This window comes from Actinoplanes sp. NBRC 103695 (assembly GCF_030269485.1).
GTDB lineage: Bacteria > Actinomycetota > Actinomycetes > Mycobacteriales > Micromonosporaceae > Actinoplanes.
In genome coordinates, this window is sequence record NZ_BSTL01000031.1 from 56,674 (window position 1) to 77,923 (window position 21,250).

Here is a 21,250-nt window from a genome sequence, read left to right on the forward strand (position 1 = left end):
AGGGATCTGCCCCGCCTCAGGCAGGCAAACGCATGCCCTGGCGATCTGGAGGGCTCGATCGCGTCGACGCAACCCTATCAATAGGTGTCAATAAGGAAGATCAGGTCCAGATGATCGGTTCGGGCGGATCGTATCGGCAGGTGAAGCCGGTCGACACGGTCGCGCGGAGGTGCCCGGCCAGCGCCGGGTGGCCGCTGTCCAGGCGGCGCAGCGTGGTTCGGATGCGTTCGGTGACCGCCTTGCGGGTGCGTTCCGCCTGGTCGCCGAGGCGTCGTGATCTGCCGCCCAGGCCGGTGGCGCGGCGGATCTCGTCGATCAGGACCCCGCGTTCGCCGTCCAGCTCGGCCGCCCTGCCGTCGTCGCCGCGGGCCAGGGCCGCCTCGATCCGCTCGTCGAGCTGGTCCAGCCGGGCCCGGTAGGACGCCTTCGCCCGTTCGTCGATGACCGGGTCGGCGCCCATCCGGCGGGCGGCGCCGGCCGCCGCGCCGGCCGCGGGAGCCAGCAGGTCGGCCGCCGGTACGTCGACGCCGGGGCGGCCGAGCAGCACGCGCAGGTCGTGCAGCCCCTTGGTGTCGGGCAGGTGCACGGTCACCCCGTCGTACGTCAGCGTCCACACGCGGCCGTCGAGGCGGAACACGTTCGAGGACGACGCCGGGACGGCCGCCGCCGGGGCGGAGTCCACCAGGTGGGTCAGGCGGGTGGCCGCCGCCTCGCGTGCCACGACCGCGGCGATCTCGGCGGCGCGCCGGTCGTCGCCCGGCCGGCCGCGGGCGGCGAGGGCCCGGCTCTTCCCGTGCCGTGCCCGCAGCGACCAGGCGACCGCTCCCATCCGCGCGGCCGCAAGCTCCGCGTCGGTGAACGCGGCCACCGCGGCGTCCCAGTCCCGGTCGGCGGCGTCGAGCACCGCCAGCCAGTAGGCGACCGGCCCGTCGATCGACGACCCGAACATCGTCAGCCAGCTGCCGGCCAGCGGCGCGAGGTCGGCGCGGACCCGTTTGCGGTCCTCGTGGTCGTCGCCGGCGGCGGCGAGCTGGGCTCGGAGGCGCAACCACATCGGCTCGTACCAGCGCGACGGGGGCGCCATCCGGCCGATGTGGTGCGCGGCCGCGGCGATCTCGCCCCGCTCGGCCGCCGAGACGGCGAGGAGCAGGTCGGGGTGCGGATGCGCGTGTCCCTCCGGGGAGCGCACCAGAGCGTCCGCGGCGTCGCAGTGGCCCTGTGCCAGCTCCAGCGTCCAGAGGTGCTGGAAGCGCAGCGCCGCCAGGTCGCCGTTGGGCTCGTCGAGGTCCTCCGCGAGCAGTGCCCGGGCCTCCGCGAACCGGCCGGTCAGGGTGGCCGTCGCGACCCTCATCCACAGGCCGATCGACGAGCCGCCGGGGTCGCCGGGCGACAGCGCCGCCGGGTCGCCCCGCTCCAGGGCGGCCATCGCGTACAGCATCGAGGCCAGCTCGACCACCGACTCGTCGCCGGTGCGCCGGCCGGCCGCGTTGAGTTCCGCGGCGACCGCCTGGCGTTCGGCGGCCGTGCCCAGCGTCCAGATCGCGTCGTGCCGGGCCATCAGCGCGTCGGCCAGTGCCGCGTCGTCCCCGGAGGCGCGGGCGAGGTCGACCGCGCGGGCGGTCAGTTCCCGCTCCCGCGCCTGCTCGGTCGTGGCCGTCGCGTCCGCGCCGAACAACGCGGCGTACGCCTCGTCCACCAGATCCGTGGTCAGCCGGACCACCTCGGTGGGGTGCTCGCCCCAGACCGCCCGGCGCACCCGCAGCGCCACGCGGGTGAGCAGCTCCGGGTCGCCGGCCGCCCGGGCGACGTCGGCGACCTCCTGGAAGATCAGCAGCGCCGCGGCCTCCTCCCCGACGTAGTGCCGGGTCGAGCCGAGGTCGAGGGCGATGGAGGTCCATTCGTGGCCGGCGTCCTGGGGCACGAGGCTCAGCGCGCGGGCGAGGTGGACGGTCGCCTCGGCCGGCGCCATCCGCCCCCAGGCGTCCTGCGCGGCCGCCCGCAGCAGGGCGACGGCCCGTTCCGGGGCGACCTCGGGCGTGCCCAGGAACGCGTGGTGCGCGACCTCGCCGGGTGCCGCCCGGGCCGCGCAGGCGGGCAGGGCCTGGAAGGCCGCGACGGCGGCCGCGTGCCACCGGCGGCGCTCCGCCGGCGGGAGGCCGGCGGCGAGCGTCTCGCGGACGAGGTCGTGCACGAAGGCCCACCCGCCGGGCTCGGACCGGCGCACCACCAGGCGGGCCGACACCGCCGCGGCGAGCAGGTCGCCGACCTCGGCGGCCGGCCGGCCGGTCATCGCGGCGAGCAGGTCGGCGTCGCCCTCCGGCCCCACCACGGCGGCGGCGGTCAGCAGCCTGGTCAGGGCCGGGTCGAGCAGCGCCAACCGGCGTTCCACGGCATCCCGGACGCCGGGCGCCACCGCGTCGGCGGAACCGGTGGTCTGCCACAGCCGGGCGGTCTGCTCGACGAAGAAGGGGTTGCCGCCGGTCCGCCGATGAACCGCGGCGGCCGTCTCCGCCGCCGGTTCGCGCCCGGCGGTGCGCGTCAGCAGCTGGCTCGTCTCGCCGGGCGTCAGTCCGGTGAGGGTGATCACGGCGGCCTTGGGCAGCAACGGCAGCAGGATCGGGCCGAGCGGGTGGCCGGCCGCCTCCACCTCCGCGTCGCGGTACGTGCCGATCACCAGCAGCTGCTCGAACCAGGCGTGCCGGGCGACGAACTCGAGCAGCCGCGCCGAGGCCGGGTCGGCCCACTGGAGGTCGTCCAGCACCACCACGAGCGGACGATGCCGCGCGGCCGTGACGAGCAGCGTGGTGACCGCGTCGTGCAGGCCGAACGTGTCGGCGCCGGCGTACCGGCGCTGGATGCCGCCGGCCTCGTCGAGCAGCGGCGCGAGCTCGTCACCGCAGGCGGCGCGGACCTCCGCCCAGGTCGGCGGGTCGAGCGCGCGGCGCAGACCGCGCAGCACCTGCACCCACGGCCAGTAGCTGGGCGCGCCCTCCCTGTCCCAGCACAGGCCGGTGGCCACGAGCGGACCGGGGCCGGCCGCCGCGACCGTCTCGGCCACCAGCGCCGACTTGCCGATGCCGGCCTCGCCGGTCACCAGGACCAGGCCGCCGTGGCTGGCGAGGGTGCGTGCGATCGCCGACTCGAGCAGCGCCGACGAGCGTTCCCGGCCGATGAGCGCGGACACCGATCTCCCCCCGGGTCGGACGGCGGTGCCATTCCCGCTGTGGCGCCGCCACGACCGGAATGGCGCCTCCGTGTCGAGGCAAGGCTACCGAACGTACAGGGAGGACCGCAGTGAGCGGGGACGCAGCACGATCACCGTCCGGCCGGGACGGACCGGCCATCGAGGCGAAGGGTCTCGTCAAGACGTTCGGCGAGACCCGCGCCCTGGACGGCCTGGACCTGACCGTCCCGGCGGGCGGGGTGTACGGCGTTCTCGGGCCGAACGGAGCCGGCAAGACCACCGCCCTGCGCATCCTCTCCACGCTCCTGCGACCGGACGGCGGGACGGCACGCGTGCTGGGCCACGACGTGCTCGCCGACGCGGACGGCGTGCGCCGCCGGATCAGCCTGACCGGCCAGTTCGCCTCGGTCGACGAGGAGCTGACCGGCCGGGAGAATCTGATCCTGCTGGGCCGGCTGCTCGGGTTCCGGCACGCCGACGCCGCCGCCCGGGCCCGCCGGCTGCTGACCGCCATCGACCTGGCCGACGCGGCCGACCGGCAGGCCAAGACCTACTCCGGTGGCATGCGGCGGCGGCTCGACATCGCGGCCGGCATCGTCGTCACGCCGGACCTGATGTTCCTGGACGAGCCGACCACCGGGCTCGACCCGCGCAGCCGCAACCAGGTGTGGACGATCGTGCGCGCGCTGGTCGCCCGCGGCACCACGGTGGTGCTGACCACGCAGTACCTCGACGAGGCGGATCAGCTGGCCGACCGGATCGCGGTGATCGACCACGGCCGGGTGATCGCCGAGGGCACCCCGGGTGAGCTCAAGGCCTCGGTCGGGTCCGGGATTCTCCGCGTACGCGTGCAGGACCCGGCCCAGCGCTTCGAGGCGGTGCGGGTGCTGACCCGGGCGCTCGACGCCGACGTGCAGGTCGAGTCGGATCCGTCCGCGCTGACCGTACGGGTGGACGACAGCGAGCGCAGCGTGCAGGCCCTCGCCGAGCTCAACCGCAGCGGGATCGCCACGGCGCAGTTCGCCCTGGGCCAGCCGACCCTCGACGAAGTCTTCCTGGCCCTGACCGGCCACAGTGTGAAGGAGGTGGCCGCGTGACGACCGATCTCGCCGCCGGTGAGGCGATCGACTTCGAGCTGCTGTCGGTGCTGGACGAGGGCACCCGGCCCCGGCCGGCGGGCCGGTTCTCCGCCTCGGTCAGCCACCTGTACCGGGCCGCGCTGCGGGTCAAGCACAGCCCCGCGCAGATCATCGACGTGACCCTCTTCCCGGCCATCATGCTGCTGATGTTCACGTTCCTCTTCGGCGGCGCGCTGGCCGAGGGCGGCACCGGGGAGTACCTGCAGTTCTTCCTGCCGGGCGTGCTCGTGACGACGGTCCTGATGATCACCATGTACGTCGGCATGGGCCTGAGCAGCGACGCGGAGAAGGGTGTCTTCGACCGCTTCCGGTCGCTGCCGCTGTGGCGCCCGGCGGCGATCGTCGGACCGCTGCTGGCCGACGCCGCCCGGTACACGGCCGCCTCGATCATGATGCTGTCGTTCGGGTTCGTGCTCGGTTACCGGCCCGGCCCGGGCGGCGCCGCGGGCATCGCGCTGGCGGTGCTGCTGCTGATCGTGTGCGCGTTCTGCATGTCCTGGCTGTGGACGCTGCTCGGCCTGGTGGCCCGCAGCGAGCGGACGGTGACCACGGCCAGCATGACCATCCTCATGCCACTGACCTTCACCAGCAACGTCTATGTGGATCCGTCGACGATGCCGGGCTGGCTCCAGGCGTTCGTCGGGGTGAACCCGATCAGTCATCTGGTGACGGCCGTGCGGGGCCTGATGGGCGGCACGGTGACCACCGGCCAGATCGGGCTGGTGCTCGCCGAGGCGGCCCTCGTGCTGGCGGTGTTCGGACCGCTCACGATGCGCGTCTACCGCCGCCGAAACTGATTGTCAGGCCTTTGTGAAGCTATCTTCCGGGATCGGTAAAGCAATTGATTCCGGTGTTAGTTTCCCGTCGCATAGATGGCGAAATTGGGGAGACAGAATGCTCGAGTACGCCTCCGTACAATCATGTCGCGCGTGTGGGAACAAAGAACTGCTGACCGTTCTGGATCTGGGCCACCAGGCGCTCACCGGTGTTTTTCCGCGCAGTCGCGACGAGGCCGATCTGGTGGCGCCGCTGGAACTGGTGAAATGCTCGCCGGCCGGGTGCGGGCTGGTCCAGCTGCGGCACGACGCCGACATGAAGCTGATGTACGGCGAGCGGTACGGCTACCGCTCGAGCATTCGCCCGTTCATGATCAATCACCTCGGCACCAAGGTCGCGGACGCCACCGCGCTGCGCCCGCTGGACCCGGGCGACCTGGTGCTCGACATCGGCAGCAACGACGCCACCCTGCTGCGCCACTACGCGGACCAGGACGTCCAGCTGGTCGGCTGCGACCCGTCCGCGGAGAAGTTCCGGGACCGCTACCCGGACCGCGCGGAGCTGATCGTCGACTTCTTCTCGGCCGAGGCGGTCCGCACCCGGGTCGGCGACCGCAAGGCGCGGATCATCACGTCGATCGCCTGCTTCTACGACCTTCCCGACCCGATCGCCTTCATGCGCGACATCCGGGAGGTCCTCGCCGACGACGGCATCTGGATGCTCGAGCACAGCTACCTGCCGTCCATGCTGGAGACCAACTGCTACGACAACATCTGCCACGAGCACCTGGAGTTCTACGCGCTCGCGCAGATCGAGTACATGGCCGAGCGCGCCGGCCTGCGGGTGCTGACCGCCAAGGTCACCGACGTGTACGGCGGCAGCCTCTGCACGGTCATGGTGAAGGACACCGACCCCCGTGAGGTGGACGCGACCGCCCTCGACCGGCTCCGCGGCCTGGAGACCGACGCCAAGCTCGACACGATGGTCCCGTTCGAGGCCTTCGCGGGGCGCATCGAACTGCACCGCCAGGAGCTGCGCGAGTTCCTGGACACCTCGCGGACGGCGGGCAAGCTGACCCTCGGGTACGGCGCCTCGACCAAGGGCAACGTCGTGCTGCAGTACTGCGGCATCTCCGAGGCGGACATCGGGTGCATCGGCGAGGTCAACGAGGAGAAGCACGGCTGCTTCACCCCGGGCACGAAGATCCCGATCGTCTCCGAGGAGGCGGCCAAGGCGCAGAAGCCCGACCAGCTCCTGGTCTTCCCGTGGATCTTCCGGGAGGGCTACCTGGAACGGGAACAGGACTTCCTGGCCGGTGGCGGCGAACTGATCTTCCCGCTCCCCCGCCTGGACCGGGTGGGCCGGCGATGAGCGTCCAGACACGGACCGACGTCATCATCGTCGGCGCCGGCCCGACCGGGCTGATGCTCGCCGGTGAGCTGCGCGCCGGCGGGGTGGACGTGCTGGTCGTCGAGCGTCTGGCCGAGCCGTCCGGGCAGTCCCGCGGTCTGGGTTTCACCGCGCGGGCGATGGAGGTCTTCGACCAGCGCGGGCTGCTGCCCCGCTTCGGCACGGTGGAGACCAGCCCGATGGGGCACTTCGGCGGGCTGCCGCTGAACTTCGGCGCGTTCCCGGGCGGCCACTTCGGCGCCCGGGGCATCCAGCAGTCCCAGGTGGAGCGGGTGCTCGGCGAGTGGGCCGGTGAGCTCGGCGCGACGGTGCTGCGCGGGCACGAGGTGGTCGCCCTGACCACCGGCGCGGGCGGCGGCGACGACCACGTCGAGGTCGTCGCCCAAGGTCCCGGCGGGCCGGTCGTGCTGCGCGCCGCATGGCTGGTCGGTTGCGACGGCGGGCAGAGCCCGGTGCGCCGGCTCGCCGGCTTCGCCTTCGAGGGGTCCGGGTCGACCCGGGAGATGTTCCTGGCCGACGTACGCGGATGCGAGCTGCCGCCCCGGTTCACCGGCATGCGGGTGCCCAACGGCATGGCCATGAACGCCCCGCTGGGCGGTGGCGTCGACCGCATCATCGCCTGCGAGCTGGGCGCGGCGCCGGCCGAGCGCACCGAGCCGGTGTCCTTCGCCGAGGTCGCCGGCGCCTGGCAGCGGCTCACCGGCGAGGACATCTCCGCGGGCGAGCCGGTCTGGGTCAGCGCGTTCGGCGACGCGGCCCGGCAGGCGACCGAGTACCGGCGCGGCCGAGTCCTGCTGGCCGGCGACGCCGCGCACATCCACCTGCCGGCCGGCGGCCAGGGGCTCAGCGTCGGCGTGCAGGACGCCGTCAACCTGGGCTGGAAGCTCGCCGCCACGGTCCGCGGCGACGCGCCCCAAGCTCTGCTCGACACCTACCACGAGGAGCGGCACCCGGTCGGCGCCCGGGTGCTGATGAACAGCTCGGCGCAGGGACTGCTGTACCTGGGCGGGCCGGAGGTGGAGCCGCTGCGCGGGGTGTTCGCCGAGCTGATGGCGTTCCCGGACGCCGCGGCGCACCTGGCCGGCATGGTGAGCGGCCTGGACATCCGGTACGACGTGGGCGACGGCGACCACCCGCTGCTCGGCCGCCGGATCCCGCCGGTGCCGCTGACCACCGCGTCGGGCGTGACGAGCACGGCCGAGCTGCTGCACGGCGGCCGGGCGGTGCTGCTCGACCTGACCGCCGACGGCGGGTACTCGGCCGACGCGGCCGCATGGCCGGGCCGGGTCGACGTGATCAGGGTGACCGCGCCCGCCGGCCTCGGCGGGGCCGACGCCCTGCTGGTACGCCCGGACGGCTACGTGGCCTGGGCCGCCCCGGGCGACGTCAAGCTGCCGGACGCGCTGACCCGCTGGTTCGGTTCCGCGTGACGACGACCCTTCTGGCCGGGTTCCACGACGCGCTCGTGGAGGCGCGGCGGACCATCTGGACGCGGGCCGAGCGGATCCCGCTCGGCCGGCTGTCCCAGTGGGACGCCGATCCCGGCTCGGGCGCGCTGCGGCACGTCAGCGGCCGGTTCTACTCGATCCAGGGCATCGACGTCACGATCGCCGCGGACGCCGGCACGCGCCGGTGGCAGCAGCCCATCATCGTGCAGCCGGAGATCGGCGTCCTGGGCATCCTGACCCGCCGGATCGGCGGCACGCCGCACTTCCTGATGCAGCTCAAGGCGGAACCGGGCAACATCAACGGGATCCAGGTGTCGCCGACCGTGCAGGCCACCCGGAGCAACTACACCCGGGTGCACGGCGGCGCCGAGGTGCCCTACCTGGAGTACTTCCGGGCACATCGGCGCCGGGTGATCGCCGACGTCCGCCAGTCGGAGCAGGGCAGCTGGTTCCTGCGCAAGCGGAACCGCAACATGATCGTCGAGGTCACCGAGGACGTTCCGGTGCGCCCGGGCTTCCACTGGCTGACGCTGCCGCAGCTGCACGCGCTGCTCCGGAGCGACGACCTGGTCAACATGGACGCCCGGACCGTGCTCTCCTGCCTGCCCCTGCTCGACTTCCTGCCACCGGCGCCACTCGGCCCGCGCGGCGAACCGGCCCGCTCGCTGCTGCGCTCGTGGAGCGGCGCCGGCGCCGGCCGGCGGGACACGACCGAGCTGCTGAGCTGGATCACCGAGGCGCGGACGTCGACCGACCTGCGGGTCGTCGACGCGCCGCTGAACCGCCTGCCGCACTGGCGGTACGGGCCGGACGCCATCTCGCACGAGCGGAACCGGTACTTCGACGTGATCGGCGTCCGGATCGAGGCGAACGGCCGCGAGGTCAGCCGCTGGGACCAGCCGATGGTGGCGGCGCGGGACGTCGGGCTGGCCGCGTTCCTGGTCAGCCGCTGCGACGGCGTGATGCAGGTGCTGACCGGCCTGCGGGTCGAGGCGGGCTTCGCGGACGTCGCCGAGCTCGCGCCGACCGTGCAGTGCACCCCGGAGCACTACCCGCCGGGCGATCCCGGCCGGCCGCCGTTCCTCGACACCGTTCTCGGCGCGGCGCCCGAGCGGCTGCTCTACGACGCCACCCTCTCCGAGGAGGGCGGGCGGTTCTACCGGACCCGCAACCGGTACGTGATCGTCGAGGTCGACCCGCTGGTCGATCACCCGGACTTCCGCTGGATGACCCTGCATCAGCTGACCGAGCTGGTACGGCACAGCAGCTACCTGAACGTCCAGGCACGCACTCTGCTCGCCGCGCTGGCCACCTTGGCGACGCACGAGCCGGACCCGGCGCCGCGGACCCGGCGCCGGAGCACGCCGCGCACCCCGACGATCGCGGTGCTCGGGGCGTCGGGCTATCTCGGCTCGGTGGTCTGCGGACTGCTGGCGCAGCGGTCCGTGCGGCTGCGCCCGGTGGCCCGCCGCGGGTACGAGATCCCGGCCGCCGCGGTCGCCACGGTCGAGCCCCTCGCCGCCGACCTCACCGGCCGGGACGCCGTGATCCGGGCGGTGTCCGACGCGGACGTGGTGCTCCACCTGGCCAAGCACAGCGGCGACTGGCGGCTGCCGGAGGAGGATCCCGCGGCCACCGAGCCGGTCAACGTCGGCATCATGCGTACCGTCCTCGAGGTGCTCTCCGGCCGTCCGGCCGACGGGCGGCCGCCGCCCCTGGTGGTCTTCGCCGGCGCCTGCACCCAGATCGGGCGCACCCCGGACCGCCCGATGGACGGCACCGAGCCGGATCACCCCGACACCGAGTACGACCGGCAGAACCTCGCCGCGGAGCGGTTGCTGATGGCCGCCACCCGGGCCGGCACGGTACGCGGCACGAGCCTGCGGCTGGCCACCGTGTTCGGGCAGAGCCGGCTGTCCGCGGCGCCGGACGCCGGGGTGGTCAGCACGATGATCCGCAAGGCGCTGGCCGGCGAGCCGCTGACCATGTGGCACGACGGCACCGTGGCGCGTGACATCACCTACGTCGAGGACGTCGCCCGTGCCTTCCTCGCGGCGATCGACCGGCCGGACCGTCTCGTCGGACGGCACTGGCTGGTCGGCACCGGCGGTCACGAGCGGCTCGGCGACGTGTTCGCCACGGTGGCCGCCGCGGTGGCCGCCGCCACCGGACGACCGGGTGTCCCGGTGGTCACCGTGTCCCCGCCGGGCGGCGCGGTCCTGACCGACTTCCTGAACGTGTTCGTCGATCCCGAGCCGTTCCGCTCGGCCGCCGGCTGGCAGGCCCGGACGTCCCTGCGCGACGGGATCGACCGCACCGTCGGCCTGCTGCTCCGGCGTACGCCCGCACCGGCCGGCGTCGTGACCCCTGTGCGAAAGGACTGACTGATGGTGACCCGAGTGTGGGACTACCTGGCCGAGTACGACGACGAGCGCGCCGACATCCTGGACGCGGTCGAGACCGTCTTCTCCTCCGGAACCCTGGTGATGGGCCCGAGCGTGGGGGCCTTCGAGAACGAGTTCGCCGCCTGGCACGGCGCCGGTCACTGCGTGGGCGTCGACAACGGCACCAACGCGCTGAAGCTGGGCCTCCAGGCGCTCGGTGTGCGCCCGGGCGACGAGGTCATCACGGTGTCGAACACGGCGGCGCCGACCGTGGTGGCGATCGACGCGGTCGGCGCGACGCCGGTCTTCGTGGACGTCGGCGAGGACGACTTCCTGATGAACACCGCGCAGATCGAGGCGGCGATCACCGAGCGCACCCGATGCCTGCTGCCGGTGCACCTCTATGGACAGTGCGTGGACATCGACGCGGTCACCGCCCTGGCCCGCAAGCACGATCTGGTGGTCCTGGAGGACTGCGCGCAGGCCCACGGCGCGCGTCGCGGCGGGAAGCCGGCCGGCACGTTCGGCGACGCCGCGGCGTTCTCGTTCTACCCCACCAAGGTGCTGGGCGCGTACGGCGACGGCGGCGCCACCCTGACGAACAGCGCGGACGTCGACCGCCGGCTGCGGCGGTTGCGCTACTACGGCATGGAGGAGCGCTACTACGTCGTCGAGACGCCCGGCCACAACAGCCGCCTGGACGAGGTGCAGGCCGAGATCCTGCGGCGCAAGCTGGGCCGGCTGGACGCGTACATGGCGGGCCGCCGCGCCGTGGCGGAGCGGTACCGCACCGGGCTGGCCGGCACCGATCTGGTGCTGCCGCGGGTGAACGAGGGCAACGAGCACGTCTACTACGTGTACGTCGTCCGGCATCCGCGCCGCGACGAGATCGTGGAACGGCTGAAGAGCTACGACATCCACCTCAACATCAGCTACCCGTGGCCGGTGCACACGATGACCGGCTTCAAGTACCTCGGCTGGACCCCCGGGTCGCTGCCGGTCACCGAACGGCTGGCCGGCGAGATCTTCTCGCTGCCGATGTACCCGGCGCTGGCCGAGGATCTCCAGGACAAGGTCATCTCGGCGCTGCGCGACGTGCTGGAGACGCTGTGAGCGAGGCACGCAAGCTCGCCGTGCAGGGCGCGCTGGAGTTCACCCCGGACACCTACGCCGACGACCGGGGCCTGGTCGCGAATCCGTTCGAGGCGGCTGCCTTCGAGGAGGCGCACGGCCGGCCGCTGTTCCCGGTCGCCCAGACCATCCACAGCCGGTCTCGGCGGGGCGTGGTCCGCGGCATGCACTACACGGTCACGCCGCCGGGCATGGCCAAGTACGCGTACTGCGCCCACGGCGCCGCGCTCTACCTGGTCGCCGACATCCGGGTCGGCTCGCCCACCTTCGGCGACGTCGACGCCGTACGCATGGATCAGGAGTCCTTCCGCTCGATCTACCTGCCGGTCGGTGTCAGCAACGGCTTCGTCGCGCTAACCGACGACACCGTCATCGCGTACCTCATCTCCAAGCCCTATGTGGCCGCCGACGAGCGAGCCGTCTCCGTGCTCGACCCGGCTCTGGGCCTGCCGATCCCCGGCGACCTCGACCTGATCCTCGCCGACCGCGACCGCACCGCGATCACCCTCGCGGAGGCGAAGGAGCGCGGCGAGCTACCCGACTACGAGAAGTGCTGAAAGGGGCGCACATGCGCTTTCTGTTCACCACGCTGCCGGGCACCTCACATGCCCTGCCGTGGATATCCCTGGCCCAGGCCGCCCAGGCGGCCGGGCACGACGTGCTCGCCGCGGTCAGCGGACCGGCCCTGGAGACCGCCGCGGACGCGGGTCTGCTGGCGGTCGCGACCGACGACGGCGCGGCCCGTGCCAGCTACCACCGGCTGGCCGACATGCTCGCCGAGGGCGGCTCGGGCATGGAGATCGGCGGCGACCGGATGGCCCGCTTCGTCAGCTCGGTCTTCGCCGACACCAGCGCGGCCATGATGGACGGCCTGCTGGCGGCGGCGACGGCGTGGCGGCCGGACCTGATCGTCTACACCCCGCCGCTGGTGGCCGGGCTGGTCACGGCCCGTCTGCTCGGCGTGCCCGCGGTCATGCACGGCCTGGGTACGCCGCTCCCGACGCCGCCGCCTGCCCTGGCCGCGTTCGCCGCGGAGGCGGAACGGCGCGGCGTCCCGGATCTCACCGGGCAGCGACCGGACGTGGAGATCGACGTCAGCCCGCCGTCGCTCGACGCCTTCGCGCCGCCCCGGCCGCCCGGCAGCCGTGGTTTGGTGCTGCCGATGCGCTTCACCGCGTACACCGGCGGCAGCCACCTGCCGGACTGGTTGCTGCGCCGCTCCGACCGGCCACGCGTGGTGGTCACGCTGGGCTCGTTCACCCAGTGGTTCCGCGACGGCGGCCTGATGCGCGAGGTCGTCCTGGGCACCCGGGATCTCGGCGTGGACCTGGTCGTCGCCACCGCCGGCGCGGACCTGCCGGCCCTGCCCGATCCGCTGCCGGAGCACGTGACCCTGGTCGACTGGGTGCCGATGCGCGCCCTGCTGGCGGTCAGCGACGCGATCGTGCACCACGGCGGGCTCGGCACGGTGTACGCGGCCTTCGCGGCGGGCGTACCCCAGCTTGTCCTGCCCGCGGCCGCCGGACCCGCCCTCGCCAACTCCCGGACCGTCGCCGCCCGCGGCGCCGGCGCGGTGCTCGACATGGACGGCGCGGTGGCCACCGCCCTCAAGCCCGCCGTCGAGGACGTCCTGGTCAACCCCGCCTACCGGGAGGCCGCTCAGGAGGTCGCCGCGGAGATGGCGGCGATGCCCTCCCCCGCGGACGTGGCCGGCCGGCTGGCCGAGTTCACCTCCGCCCACCGGCGCTACCAGCGCCCACTGCCCCGGGAACGTGCCGTACGTGACCGGTCCGACGAAAGGAAATGAGGAACCCCGTGAGCCAGTCGCCACTCAACCTCGCCGTCATCATCGGCAGCATCCGGCAGGGCCGCTCCGGCCACCTGGTGGCCTCCTGGGTCAGCGAGGAGGCCACCAAGCACGACCAGTTCAACGTCGACGTCATCGACCTGGCGGAGAACCCGCCGCCGCTGGCCCTGACCAACGAGCCGCCGGCCGAGCTGGCCGAGACCACCCGCAAGCTGGACGCGGCGGACGCCTTCGTCGTGGTGACCCCGGAGTACAACCACAGCTACCCGCCGGGCATCAAGGCGCTGATCGACTGGCACTACACCGAGTGGCGGGCCAAGCCGGTCGGTTTCGTCTCGTACGGCGGCGCCGCCTGCGGGCTGCGCGCGGTCGAGGCGCTGCGGCTGGTCTTCGCCGAGATGCACGCGGTGACGATCCGGGACTGCGTGAGCTTCGGGATGTACTCGGGCGGGCTCGGTGAGGACGGCCGCCCGACCGATGAGGAGGGCTCGAACACCGCCGCCAAGGCGATGCTCGACCAGCTCGCCTGGTGGGCGTCGGCGCTGAAGACCGCGCGTACCGAGTCGCCGTACCAGGTCGCTTTCTGATCGATCGCGGCACCGCGGGACGCCGGCGCGTCCCGCGGTGCCGCGTGTCCCCCTCGAGGAGGGAACATGTTGTACGGAGCGGATACCGCGAGCGTCTACCACGACTTCTACCGGGAGCGGAAGGGCAAGGACTACGCCGCCGAGGCCGCGCACCTGGCCGCTCTGGTCCGCGAGCGCAAGGCCGGGGCGTCGTCGCTGCTCGACGTCGCCTGCGGCAGCGGGTCGCACCTGGAGCACTTCGTCCACGAGTTCGACCACGTCGAGGGGCTGGAGCTGTCCGCGGACATGATCGCGGTGGCCGGGCCGTTGCTGCCGGGCGTCGCGCTGCATCAGGGCGACATGCGCGACTTCTCGCTCGGCCGCCGCTTCGACGCGCTCACCTGCATGTACAGCTCCATCGGGTACATGGCGGACGAGGACGCGCTGCGCCGCACGATCGCGCGTTTCACGGAGCATCTGGAGCCGGGCGGCGTGCTGCTCGTGGAGCCGTGGTGGACGCCGGACGAGTTCCTCGACCGGCACGTGGCCGGCGACGTGCTGACCGTCGGTGAGCGGACGATCGCCCGGGTGTCGCACACGGTCCGGCACGGCGACAAGACCCGGATGGAGGTGCACTGGACGGTGGCCGACGCGGTGGACGGGCCACGGCACGTGGCCGAGTCGCACCAGATGAGCCTGTTCACCTCGGCGCAGTACGAGGGCGCCTTCGAAGCCGCGGGGTGCACGGTCGAGCGGCTGCGCCCGAGCTGGTCCGGGCCCGGCCTGCTGGTCGGCGTCCGGGCATGACCAGATGCGGGCGCCGTCCCTCCCCCGAGGACGGCGCCCGCATCTCTCCCGGCCTCAGCGGGCCAGCGCCTCGATCCGCGGCAGGTGGTCGGCGGGGCCGGGCAGGGCGGCGATCTCCCCGGCCAGGGCCGTCGCCCGGGTGCCGAACGAGGGGTCGCCGAGCAACTGGTGGACGGCCTTGGCGACCCGCTCGGTGGCGTGCTCCTCGGCGCCGGTGAGCACCACCGCCGAGCCGTGGTCGGCCAGCCGCTGCCACAGCGCCCGGTACAGCGGCCACTCCGAGAGCACCAGTTGCGGCGTGCCGGCGGCCATCGCGTTCATCGAGGTCGACCCGCCGCCGTGGTGCACGATCAGATCGCAGTGCGGCACCAGCACCTCCAGCGGCAGCCAGCCCACCCGCAGGTGCGGAAGCGCCTCGCGGACGGCGGGGGCGACGTCCTCGGGCGCCGCCACGACGATCTCCGCGTCCAGGTCGCCCAGGTCGCGGGCGAGTCCGATGAGGAACTCCTGGCTCTCGCTCGCGGCCACCCGGGTGCCGGCGGTCACGCAGATCCGGCGCCGGTCGCCGGGCGCCAGCATCCACGGCTCGACGGCGCGGGCGAGGTTGGTCCCGATCCAGCGGGTGTGCACCGTGCCCGGGGCGAAGGCCGGCGGGCCGACGCTGGGCGGGGTCACGTCCAGGATCAGGTCCGGGTCCGGCAGCGCGGCGCGGCCGAGCCCGGTGAGCTCGGGGGCGAGCACCTCGTCGGCGTACCGGTTGGACTCCGGGATCTCCAGCGCGTCCCAGGTGTGCCGGACGTACGGGACGTCCAGGTACGCGGCGAGCAGGGCGGCGGCGTACGACTGGCTGCCACCGACGATCACGTCCGGCCGCCAGTGCGCCGCGAGTTCCCGCAGCCGGTCGATGCTCGCGGCGGCGAGCCGGGCCATCCACGAGCCGTGGAACCGGACCCCGTCCTCGACGCTCTCCGGCATCGCCACCGGGCTGCCGTCGCGTTCCAGCGACAGCAGGCTCTCCAGGCTGCGATCGGTCATCGTGACGAACGGGATCGCCATCTGCTCGGCGATCCGGCCGGTCTCCGCGGTGGTCGCCAGGATCACCTCGTGCCCGGCGTTGCGCAGGGCGGTGGCCAGGGGTGGCGCCCAGAACATGGTGGCCGGGCTGGGACCGGCGATGAACAGCACCTTCACGAGGCGGCCGTCCGGGAGTGCACCACCGAGTAGGTGTGCGACTCGTGCGAGTTGATCAGCATCTGGCCGTCCGCCCGGCGTTCCCGGGTGTCGGCCGGGCGCTCGCTCTCCGGCAGCAGGTGGAAGGCGTCGTAGTCGTCCTTGGAGGCCCACTGGGCGTACATCGCGACATGGGTGCCGTCGATGCCGCGCAGCACGCTGTGCGTGCGGAAGCCGGGCACCGTCTTGAGCCACTCGTCGGGCTGGGCCAGGTTCTCGATCAGCGCGGCCTGGTTCTCCGGGTCGGCGGCGAACAGCGCCAGCACCGTGAAGTCCTGGTTCGCCGGATCGATCTCGACCACCCCGCCGAGATCCGGGTGGGTCTGTGTGAAGACCACCTCCGCCTTGATCGTCCGGAACGAGGTGACCAGCTGGTAGAACGCCGGCATCGTCTCGGCCCGCATCTTCTCCCGCCGGTACCGGGCCTCGATCGCGTCCCTCGACCGCATCTGGATCACGTTGGCGGTGCCCGGCACGTCCTGGCCGGAGTGCAGCGACGAGGACACCCACCCGGGGAACGCGGCGGCGCTGTCGATGACGTCCCGCATCTCCGCCACGAGGCGCTCGTGGTTGTACGGGGTATCGGTACCGAACCAGTTCAGGATGGTGAGACGGCCGTCTCCCACGGACAGGTTGGCCATGACTTCCTCTCTGCGACGGTGTGCGTTCAGGTGCCGGCGAAGACGCGGGGCGCGGAGGCCGCGACGCCCATCACGTACTGGCCGTAGTCGGACTTGGCGATCTGTTCCCCGAGCAGGTAGCAGGCCGCGGCGTCGATGTAGCCCATGTTCATCGCGACCTCCTCGATGCAGGCGACCCGGATCCCCTGGCGCTGCTCCATGAGCTGCATGTAGTGGCCGGCGTCGGTGAGCGAGTCGTGCGTGCCGGTGTCCAGCCAGGTGAAGCCGCGGCCCAGGTCCACCTGGACGGCGGCGCGGCGCTCGACGTAGATCCGGTTGACGTCGGTGATCTCCAGCTCGCCGCGGGCCGACGGCCGGATCGTCCGGGCGATCTCGACGACCTCGTTGTCGTAGAGGTAGAGCCCGGTCACCGCCAGGTTGGACCGGGGCTTCTCCGGCTTCTCCTCGAGCGAGAGGATGCGGCCCTGCTCGTCGACCTCGGCGACGCCGTACCGCTCGGGGTCGGGCACCCGGTAGCCGAACAGCACGCAGCCGTCGATGCCGGCGACGTGCCCCTGCAGCACCTCGCCGAAGCCGGGGCCGTGGAAGATGTTGTCGCCCAGGATCAGCGCGACGTCGTCCGACCCGATGTGGTCGGCGCCGATGAGCAGCGCCTCGGCGATGCCCGCCGGCTCCTTCTGAGGCGCGTACGACAGGGTGATCCCGAGCTGCCGCCCGTCGCCGAGCAGGCTGCTGAAGGCGCCGAGGTCACGCGGGTCGGAGATGATCAGGATGTCCCGGATCCCGGCCAGCATCAGCACCGAGAGCGGGTAGTAGACCATCGGCTTGTCGTGCACCGGCAACAGTTGCTTCGAGACGCTCACGGTGAGCGGGTGCAGCCGGGTGCCCCGGCCACCGGCGAGGATGATGCCCTTCATGCCTGGCCTTCCGTCGTCAATGGTGAGACAGAAATGCGCGTCCCGGCATCGAGCATGGCAGCCGGAAATGCACGCAGGGTCAGGCCAATGACAATTGTTCGTCAGGGTTCCCTGAAGTACGTCGCGCCGCCCGGCCCTTTTCCGGCAAGCTGGCGAAATGATTGTCGACGACGAATTGACCTCCCGTGCGGCCGCGGCGGCGATTGCCGCGGAAGAGCGCCGCACATTGGACTCCGCGGTCGTCGCAGACCTGCGCCGCGCCGGTTTCGCACGCCATTTCGCGCCGGCCTCCCTGGGCGGTGACGAGGGTTCGTTCGCGGAGCTCGTCCGGGGCGTGGCGACGCTCGGCGCCGCCTGCCCCGCCACCGCCTGGTGCGCCTCGCTGACCGCCCACCTCGGCCGGATGGTGGCGTTCCTGCCGCCCGGAGGTCAGCGCGAGATCTGGGCCGGCGGTGACGATCCGTTGCTGGTCGGCTCGCTCGCCTCGTTCGGCGCCGCGGTGCCGGTGGACGGCGGGTGGACGGTCTCCGGCCGGTGGCCGTACATCAGCGGCATCGACCACGCCGGCTGGGCGCTGCTCTGCGCCACGCTGCCGGACGACGAACCGGCCCGGGTCTTCGCGCTGCCGGTCGCCTCCCTGACGGCCGACCTGGGCTGGGACATCATCGGGATGCGCGCGACCGGCAGCCACAACGTGACGGTCACCGACGTGTTCGTGCCGGAGGCGCGCACGTTCGCCCGGGACGACCTGCTGGCCGGGCGGCCGGCGTCGTCGGTCGCGGACTGCCACCGGACCCCGCTCGAGGCCGCGAACCTGCTGTCCTTCGCGGCGCCGCTGCTGGGCGCGGCCGAGGGCGCGCTGGGCCTCTGGACGGCGTACGCCACGGCGAAGGCCGCGGCCTGGAACCCGACCGTGCCGAGCGCGTCCACCATGGCCATCACGCTGGCCCGCACCTCCGGCGAGATCGACGCCGCCCGGCTGCTCCTGGAGCGGGCCGCGGACGTCTGCGACCGGGGCGCCGCGGTCACCCCCGACGACGTGGCCCGGAACACCCGGGACATCTCCCTCGCGGCGGAGATCCTCACCGCGGCGGTGAACCGGCTGGCCGCGGCGGCCGGCACCTCCGGTCTCAGCCAGGGCCAGCCGATGCAGCGGTTCTGGCGGGACGCCAACACGATCGCCTCGCACATCGCGCTGCGGTTCGAGATGGCGGCGCTGGGCTACGCCGAGGGCCGGCTGTGGGAGCCGGGCAAGGCGCCGGGCAGCATGCTCGTCGGCGCGGACTGGTGACCGGCGCCGGCCGGCCGCGGCGGGTCCTGGTCACCGGTGGCGCGGGCTTCATCGGATCGCACTACGTGCGGTCGATGGTGGACGGCGCCTACCCGGGCTGGGCGGACGCCGAGGTCACCGTCCTGGACAAACTCACGTACGCCGGGAACCTGGCCAACCTGGAACCGGCCGCCGGCCGGCACCGGTTCGTCCGGGGTGACATCTGCGACGCCGGGCTGCTCGCCGGCCTGGTCCCCGGGCACGACGTGGTGGTCAACTTCGCCGCCGAGTCGCATGTGGACCGGTCGATCGCCGGCGCGGCGGAGTTCGTGCGCACCAACACGCTGGGCGTCCAGACGCTCATGCAGGCCTGCCTGGACGCGGGCGTCGAGCGGGTGGTCCAGGTCTCCACCGACGAGGTGTACGGCAGCATCGACGAGGGTTCCTGGGACGAGTCCGCCCCGCTGGCGCCGCGCTCGCCGTACTCGGCCAGCAAGGCGGGCGGCGACCTGATCGCCGGCGCGTACGCGCACACCCACGGCCTGCCGGTGTCGATCACCCGCTGCGGCAACAACTACGGCCCGTACCAGTTCCCGGAGAAGCTCGTCCCGCTCTTCGTCACGAACCTGCTGGACGGGCGGGACGTGCCGCTCTACGGCGACGGCGCGAACGTGCGCGACTGGATCCACGTGGACGACCACTGCCGGGGCATCCAGGTGGTCGTCGAGCGGGGTGAGCCGGCGCAGGTCTATCACATCGCCGGCACCGCGGAACTGTCCAACAACGACCTGACCGCGCGCCTGCTGGCGGCGGTGGGCGCCGGTCCGGACCGGATCCGGCGGGTGGCGGACCGGCCGGGGCACGACCGCCGCTACTCGCTGTCCGACCGGCGGCTGCGCGGGCTCGGCCATGCTCCGCGGGTGCCGTTCGACGAGGGACTGGCCGCGACCGTACGCTGGTACGCCGACCACCGTGACTGGTGGAAACCGTTGCGGCAGAGGGAGCACACCAGCAGATGACGACGAGCACCTTCCGGATCGGCGGCGTACGCGAGGTCGGCCGGCTCGGGTTCGGCGCCATGCACCTGACCACGGCGCCCGGCCCCGCCCGGGACCGCTCGATCGCGGTGGCGCGGCGGGCCGTCGAGCTCGGCGTCACGCTGATCGACACCGCGCATCTCTACGGGTGGGGCGCCAACGAGGACCTGCTCGCCGAGGCTCTCCACCCGTACCCGGCGGAGGTGCTGATCGCGACGAAGGTGGGCGTGGCCCCACCGGACGGCGTCCGTGAGACGCGCTACTGCGGCTCGGCCGAGTTCCTGCGCTCGCAGGTGGACGAGGGTCTCCGCCGGCTCAAGGTGGACCGGCTGGAGCTGTTGCAGTTGCACCGGATCGACCCCGGGGTGCCGATCGCCGACCAGGTCGGCACGCTGCGCGAACTGCAGGAGGAGGGCAAGATCGGCCATCTCGGCCTGTCCGAGGTGACCGTGGAGGAGCTCGCCGAGGCCCGCCGGCACGCCACGATCGCGACCGTCCAGAACCGTTACAGCATCGTCGACCGTGAGCACGAGGCGGTGCTGGACGCGTGCGCCGAGGCCGGCATCGGCTTCCTGCCGTGGCGCCCGGTGCTGCCCGGGGCGTCCGCGGGCGGCGAGATCGCGGCGGTGGCGGCCGAGGTGGGTGCGACGGCGGCTCAGGTGTCGCTGGCCTGGCTGCTCACCCGGGCGCCGGTGGTGTTGCCGATCCCGGGCACCGGCTCGCTCGATCACCTGGCGGAGAACGTCGCCGCCGCCGAGGTGCGGCTCAGTGCGGAACAGCTCGCGCGGCTCGGGTCAGCCGGCCTTTCCTGAGGCGTCCAGGAGGGTGAGGCGGCGAGCGCCCGCTCCGGCCGTGCCCAGCCGGAAGCCCACCCCGCGGACGGTGACGATCCAGTCGCCCGAGCCGAGCTTGCGGCGCAGCATGCTCACGTGGGTGTCGATGGTGCGGCTGGCGTTCCAGTCGTCGTTCCACACCTCGGACATGATCCGTTCCCGGGACAGCACCTGGTCCGGGGCGGAGGCGAGCAGGTGCAGCAGGCTGAACTCCTTGCGGGTGACGTGCACGCGGCGCGCGCCGACGTACACCTCGTGCCCGACCGGGTCGATCCGCAGAGCACCGTGGACGAGCTGCCGCGGGTGGCCGGGCTCCGGCCGGCCCACCCGGCGCATGACCGCCTCGATCCGGGCCAGCAACTCCTGGGTTCCGTACGGCTTGACCAGGTAGTCGTCGGAACCGGCCTGCAGCCCGAGCACCTTGTCCACCTCGTCGGCGCGGTTCGAGGTGATGATCACTGCGGCGTCCCGGCCGGTGCGGATCTCCCGGCAGATCTTGACGCCGTCGACGTCCGGCAGGTCCAGCTCCAGCAGCACCAGCTCCGCCCAGGTGAAATGCGGCCGGGCCTGGGCGCCGCTGTCGGCGATCCGCACCTGGTGGCCGTGGCGTTCCAGCGTTCGGCCGAGCTCCTCGGCGCCGATGTCGGGTTCCACGATCAACGTTCGCAC

Annotated in this window: 18 protein-coding genes; 13 read left to right on the top strand and 5 right to left on the bottom strand. The window is 72.9% G+C overall.

What is annotated here, in order from left to right:
• Positions 1-100: 100 nt before the first annotated feature.
• The gene (locus tag QSK31_RS39455; protein ID WP_285689859.1) at positions 101-3,184 is read right to left on the bottom strand and encodes an AAA family ATPase; all 3,084 of its coding nucleotides are present in this window, start codon (positions 3,182-3,184) and stop codon (positions 101-103) included.
• A 110-nt stretch (positions 3,185-3,294) separates the two neighbouring features.
• On the opposite strand from QSK31_RS39455, the gene QSK31_RS39460 reads away from it, so the two are divergent.
• The 10 genes from QSK31_RS39460 (at position 3,295) to QSK31_RS39505 (ending at position 14,653) form a co-directional block, all read left to right on the top strand.
• On the top strand, positions 3,295-4,281 hold the full coding sequence (locus QSK31_RS39460) for an ATP-binding cassette domain-containing protein (protein WP_285689860.1): 987 nt from the start codon (positions 3,295-3,297) through the stop codon (positions 4,279-4,281).
• Positions 4,278-5,120 carry an ABC transporter permease gene (locus QSK31_RS39465; RefSeq protein ID WP_285689862.1) on the top strand — a complete coding sequence of 281 codons (843 nt, stop codon included), beginning with the start codon at positions 4,278-4,280 and terminating at the stop codon, positions 5,118-5,120. Before QSK31_RS39460 ends, QSK31_RS39465 begins: the two co-directional genes overlap by 4 nt.
• Positions 5,121-5,217: 97 nt before the next feature.
• The gene (locus QSK31_RS39470) at positions 5,218-6,471 is read left to right on the top strand and encodes a class I SAM-dependent methyltransferase (RefSeq protein ID WP_285689863.1); all 1,254 of its coding nucleotides are present in this window, start codon (positions 5,218-5,220) and stop codon (positions 6,469-6,471) included.
• Positions 6,468-7,940, top strand: coding sequence for an FAD-dependent monooxygenase (locus tag QSK31_RS39475; RefSeq protein ID WP_285689864.1), 1,473 nt, complete (start codon positions 6,468-6,470; stop codon positions 7,938-7,940). The genes QSK31_RS39470 and QSK31_RS39475 overlap by 4 nt, the downstream gene beginning before the upstream one ends.
• Positions 7,937-10,342, top strand: coding sequence for an NDP-hexose 2,3-dehydratase family protein (locus QSK31_RS39480; RefSeq protein ID WP_285689865.1), 2,406 nt, complete (start codon positions 7,937-7,939; stop codon positions 10,340-10,342). The genes QSK31_RS39475 and QSK31_RS39480 overlap by 4 nt, the downstream gene beginning before the upstream one ends.
• A 3-nt stretch (positions 10,343-10,345) precedes the next feature.
• Positions 10,346-11,455: a DegT/DnrJ/EryC1/StrS family aminotransferase gene (locus QSK31_RS39485; protein WP_285689866.1), complete on the top strand. Its 1,110-nt coding sequence runs from the start codon at positions 10,346-10,348 to the stop codon at positions 11,453-11,455.
• Positions 11,452-12,030, top strand: a complete 579-nt coding sequence (locus QSK31_RS39490; protein ID WP_285689867.1) for a dTDP-4-dehydrorhamnose 3,5-epimerase family protein — start codon at positions 11,452-11,454, stop codon at positions 12,028-12,030. Before QSK31_RS39485 ends, QSK31_RS39490 begins: the two co-directional genes overlap by 4 nt.
• An 11-nt stretch (positions 12,031-12,041) precedes the next feature.
• The gene (locus QSK31_RS39495) at positions 12,042-13,280 is read left to right on the top strand and encodes a nucleotide disphospho-sugar-binding domain-containing protein (protein ID WP_285689868.1); all 1,239 of its coding nucleotides are present in this window, start codon (positions 12,042-12,044) and stop codon (positions 13,278-13,280) included.
• A gap of 8 nt (positions 13,281-13,288) precedes the next feature.
• Positions 13,289-13,867: an NADPH-dependent FMN reductase gene (locus tag QSK31_RS39500; protein WP_285689869.1), complete on the top strand. Its 579-nt coding sequence runs from the start codon at positions 13,289-13,291 to the stop codon at positions 13,865-13,867.
• 66 nt (positions 13,868-13,933) lie between these two features.
• Positions 13,934-14,653 carry a class I SAM-dependent methyltransferase gene (locus QSK31_RS39505; protein ID WP_285689870.1) on the top strand — a complete coding sequence of 240 codons (720 nt, stop codon included), beginning with the start codon at positions 13,934-13,936 and terminating at the stop codon, positions 14,651-14,653.
• A 54-nt stretch (positions 14,654-14,707) separates the two neighbouring features.
• Here QSK31_RS39505 and QSK31_RS39510 read toward each other — a convergent pair whose 3' ends face one another.
• Genes QSK31_RS39510 through rfbA form a run of 3 tightly spaced genes read right to left on the bottom strand, consistent with a single transcriptional unit; the run spans position 14,708 to position 17,441 of the window.
• Positions 14,708-15,844 carry a glycosyltransferase gene (locus QSK31_RS39510; protein WP_285689871.1) on the bottom strand — a complete coding sequence of 379 codons (1,137 nt, stop codon included), beginning with the start codon at positions 15,842-15,844 and terminating at the stop codon, positions 14,708-14,710.
• Positions 15,841-16,524, bottom strand: coding sequence for an antibiotic biosynthesis monooxygenase family protein (locus QSK31_RS39515; protein WP_285689873.1), 684 nt, complete (start codon positions 16,522-16,524; stop codon positions 15,841-15,843). The genes QSK31_RS39510 and QSK31_RS39515 overlap by 4 nt, the downstream gene beginning before the upstream one ends.
• Positions 16,525-16,550: 26 nt before the next feature.
• Positions 16,551-17,441, bottom strand: coding sequence for a glucose-1-phosphate thymidylyltransferase RfbA (gene rfbA, locus QSK31_RS39520; RefSeq protein ID WP_285689874.1), 891 nt, complete (start codon positions 17,439-17,441; stop codon positions 16,551-16,553).
• Between the two features lie 157 nt (positions 17,442-17,598).
• On the opposite strand from rfbA, the gene QSK31_RS39525 reads away from it, so the two are divergent.
• From QSK31_RS39525 to QSK31_RS39535, 3 genes are read left to right on the top strand one after another with little or no spacing between them, the layout of a single operon-like run.
• On the top strand, positions 17,599-18,732 hold the full coding sequence (locus QSK31_RS39525; protein ID WP_285689875.1) for an acyl-CoA dehydrogenase family protein: 1,134 nt from the start codon (positions 17,599-17,601) through the stop codon (positions 18,730-18,732).
• On the top strand, positions 18,729-19,730 hold the full coding sequence (gene rfbB / locus QSK31_RS39530; RefSeq protein WP_285689876.1) for a dTDP-glucose 4,6-dehydratase: 1,002 nt from the start codon (positions 18,729-18,731) through the stop codon (positions 19,728-19,730). Before QSK31_RS39525 ends, rfbB begins: the two co-directional genes overlap by 4 nt.
• Complete coding sequence (locus QSK31_RS39535; RefSeq protein ID WP_285689877.1) at positions 19,727-20,560, top strand: aldo/keto reductase; 834 nt, start codon at positions 19,727-19,729, stop codon at positions 20,558-20,560. The genes rfbB and QSK31_RS39535 overlap by 4 nt, the downstream gene beginning before the upstream one ends.
• On the opposite strand, the gene QSK31_RS39540 is transcribed toward QSK31_RS39535, so the two are convergent.
• A complete protein-coding gene (locus QSK31_RS39540; protein ID WP_285689878.1) occupies positions 20,543-21,250 on the bottom strand; it encodes a response regulator transcription factor in 708 nt (235 codons plus the stop codon). The genes QSK31_RS39535 and QSK31_RS39540 overlap by 18 nt on opposite strands.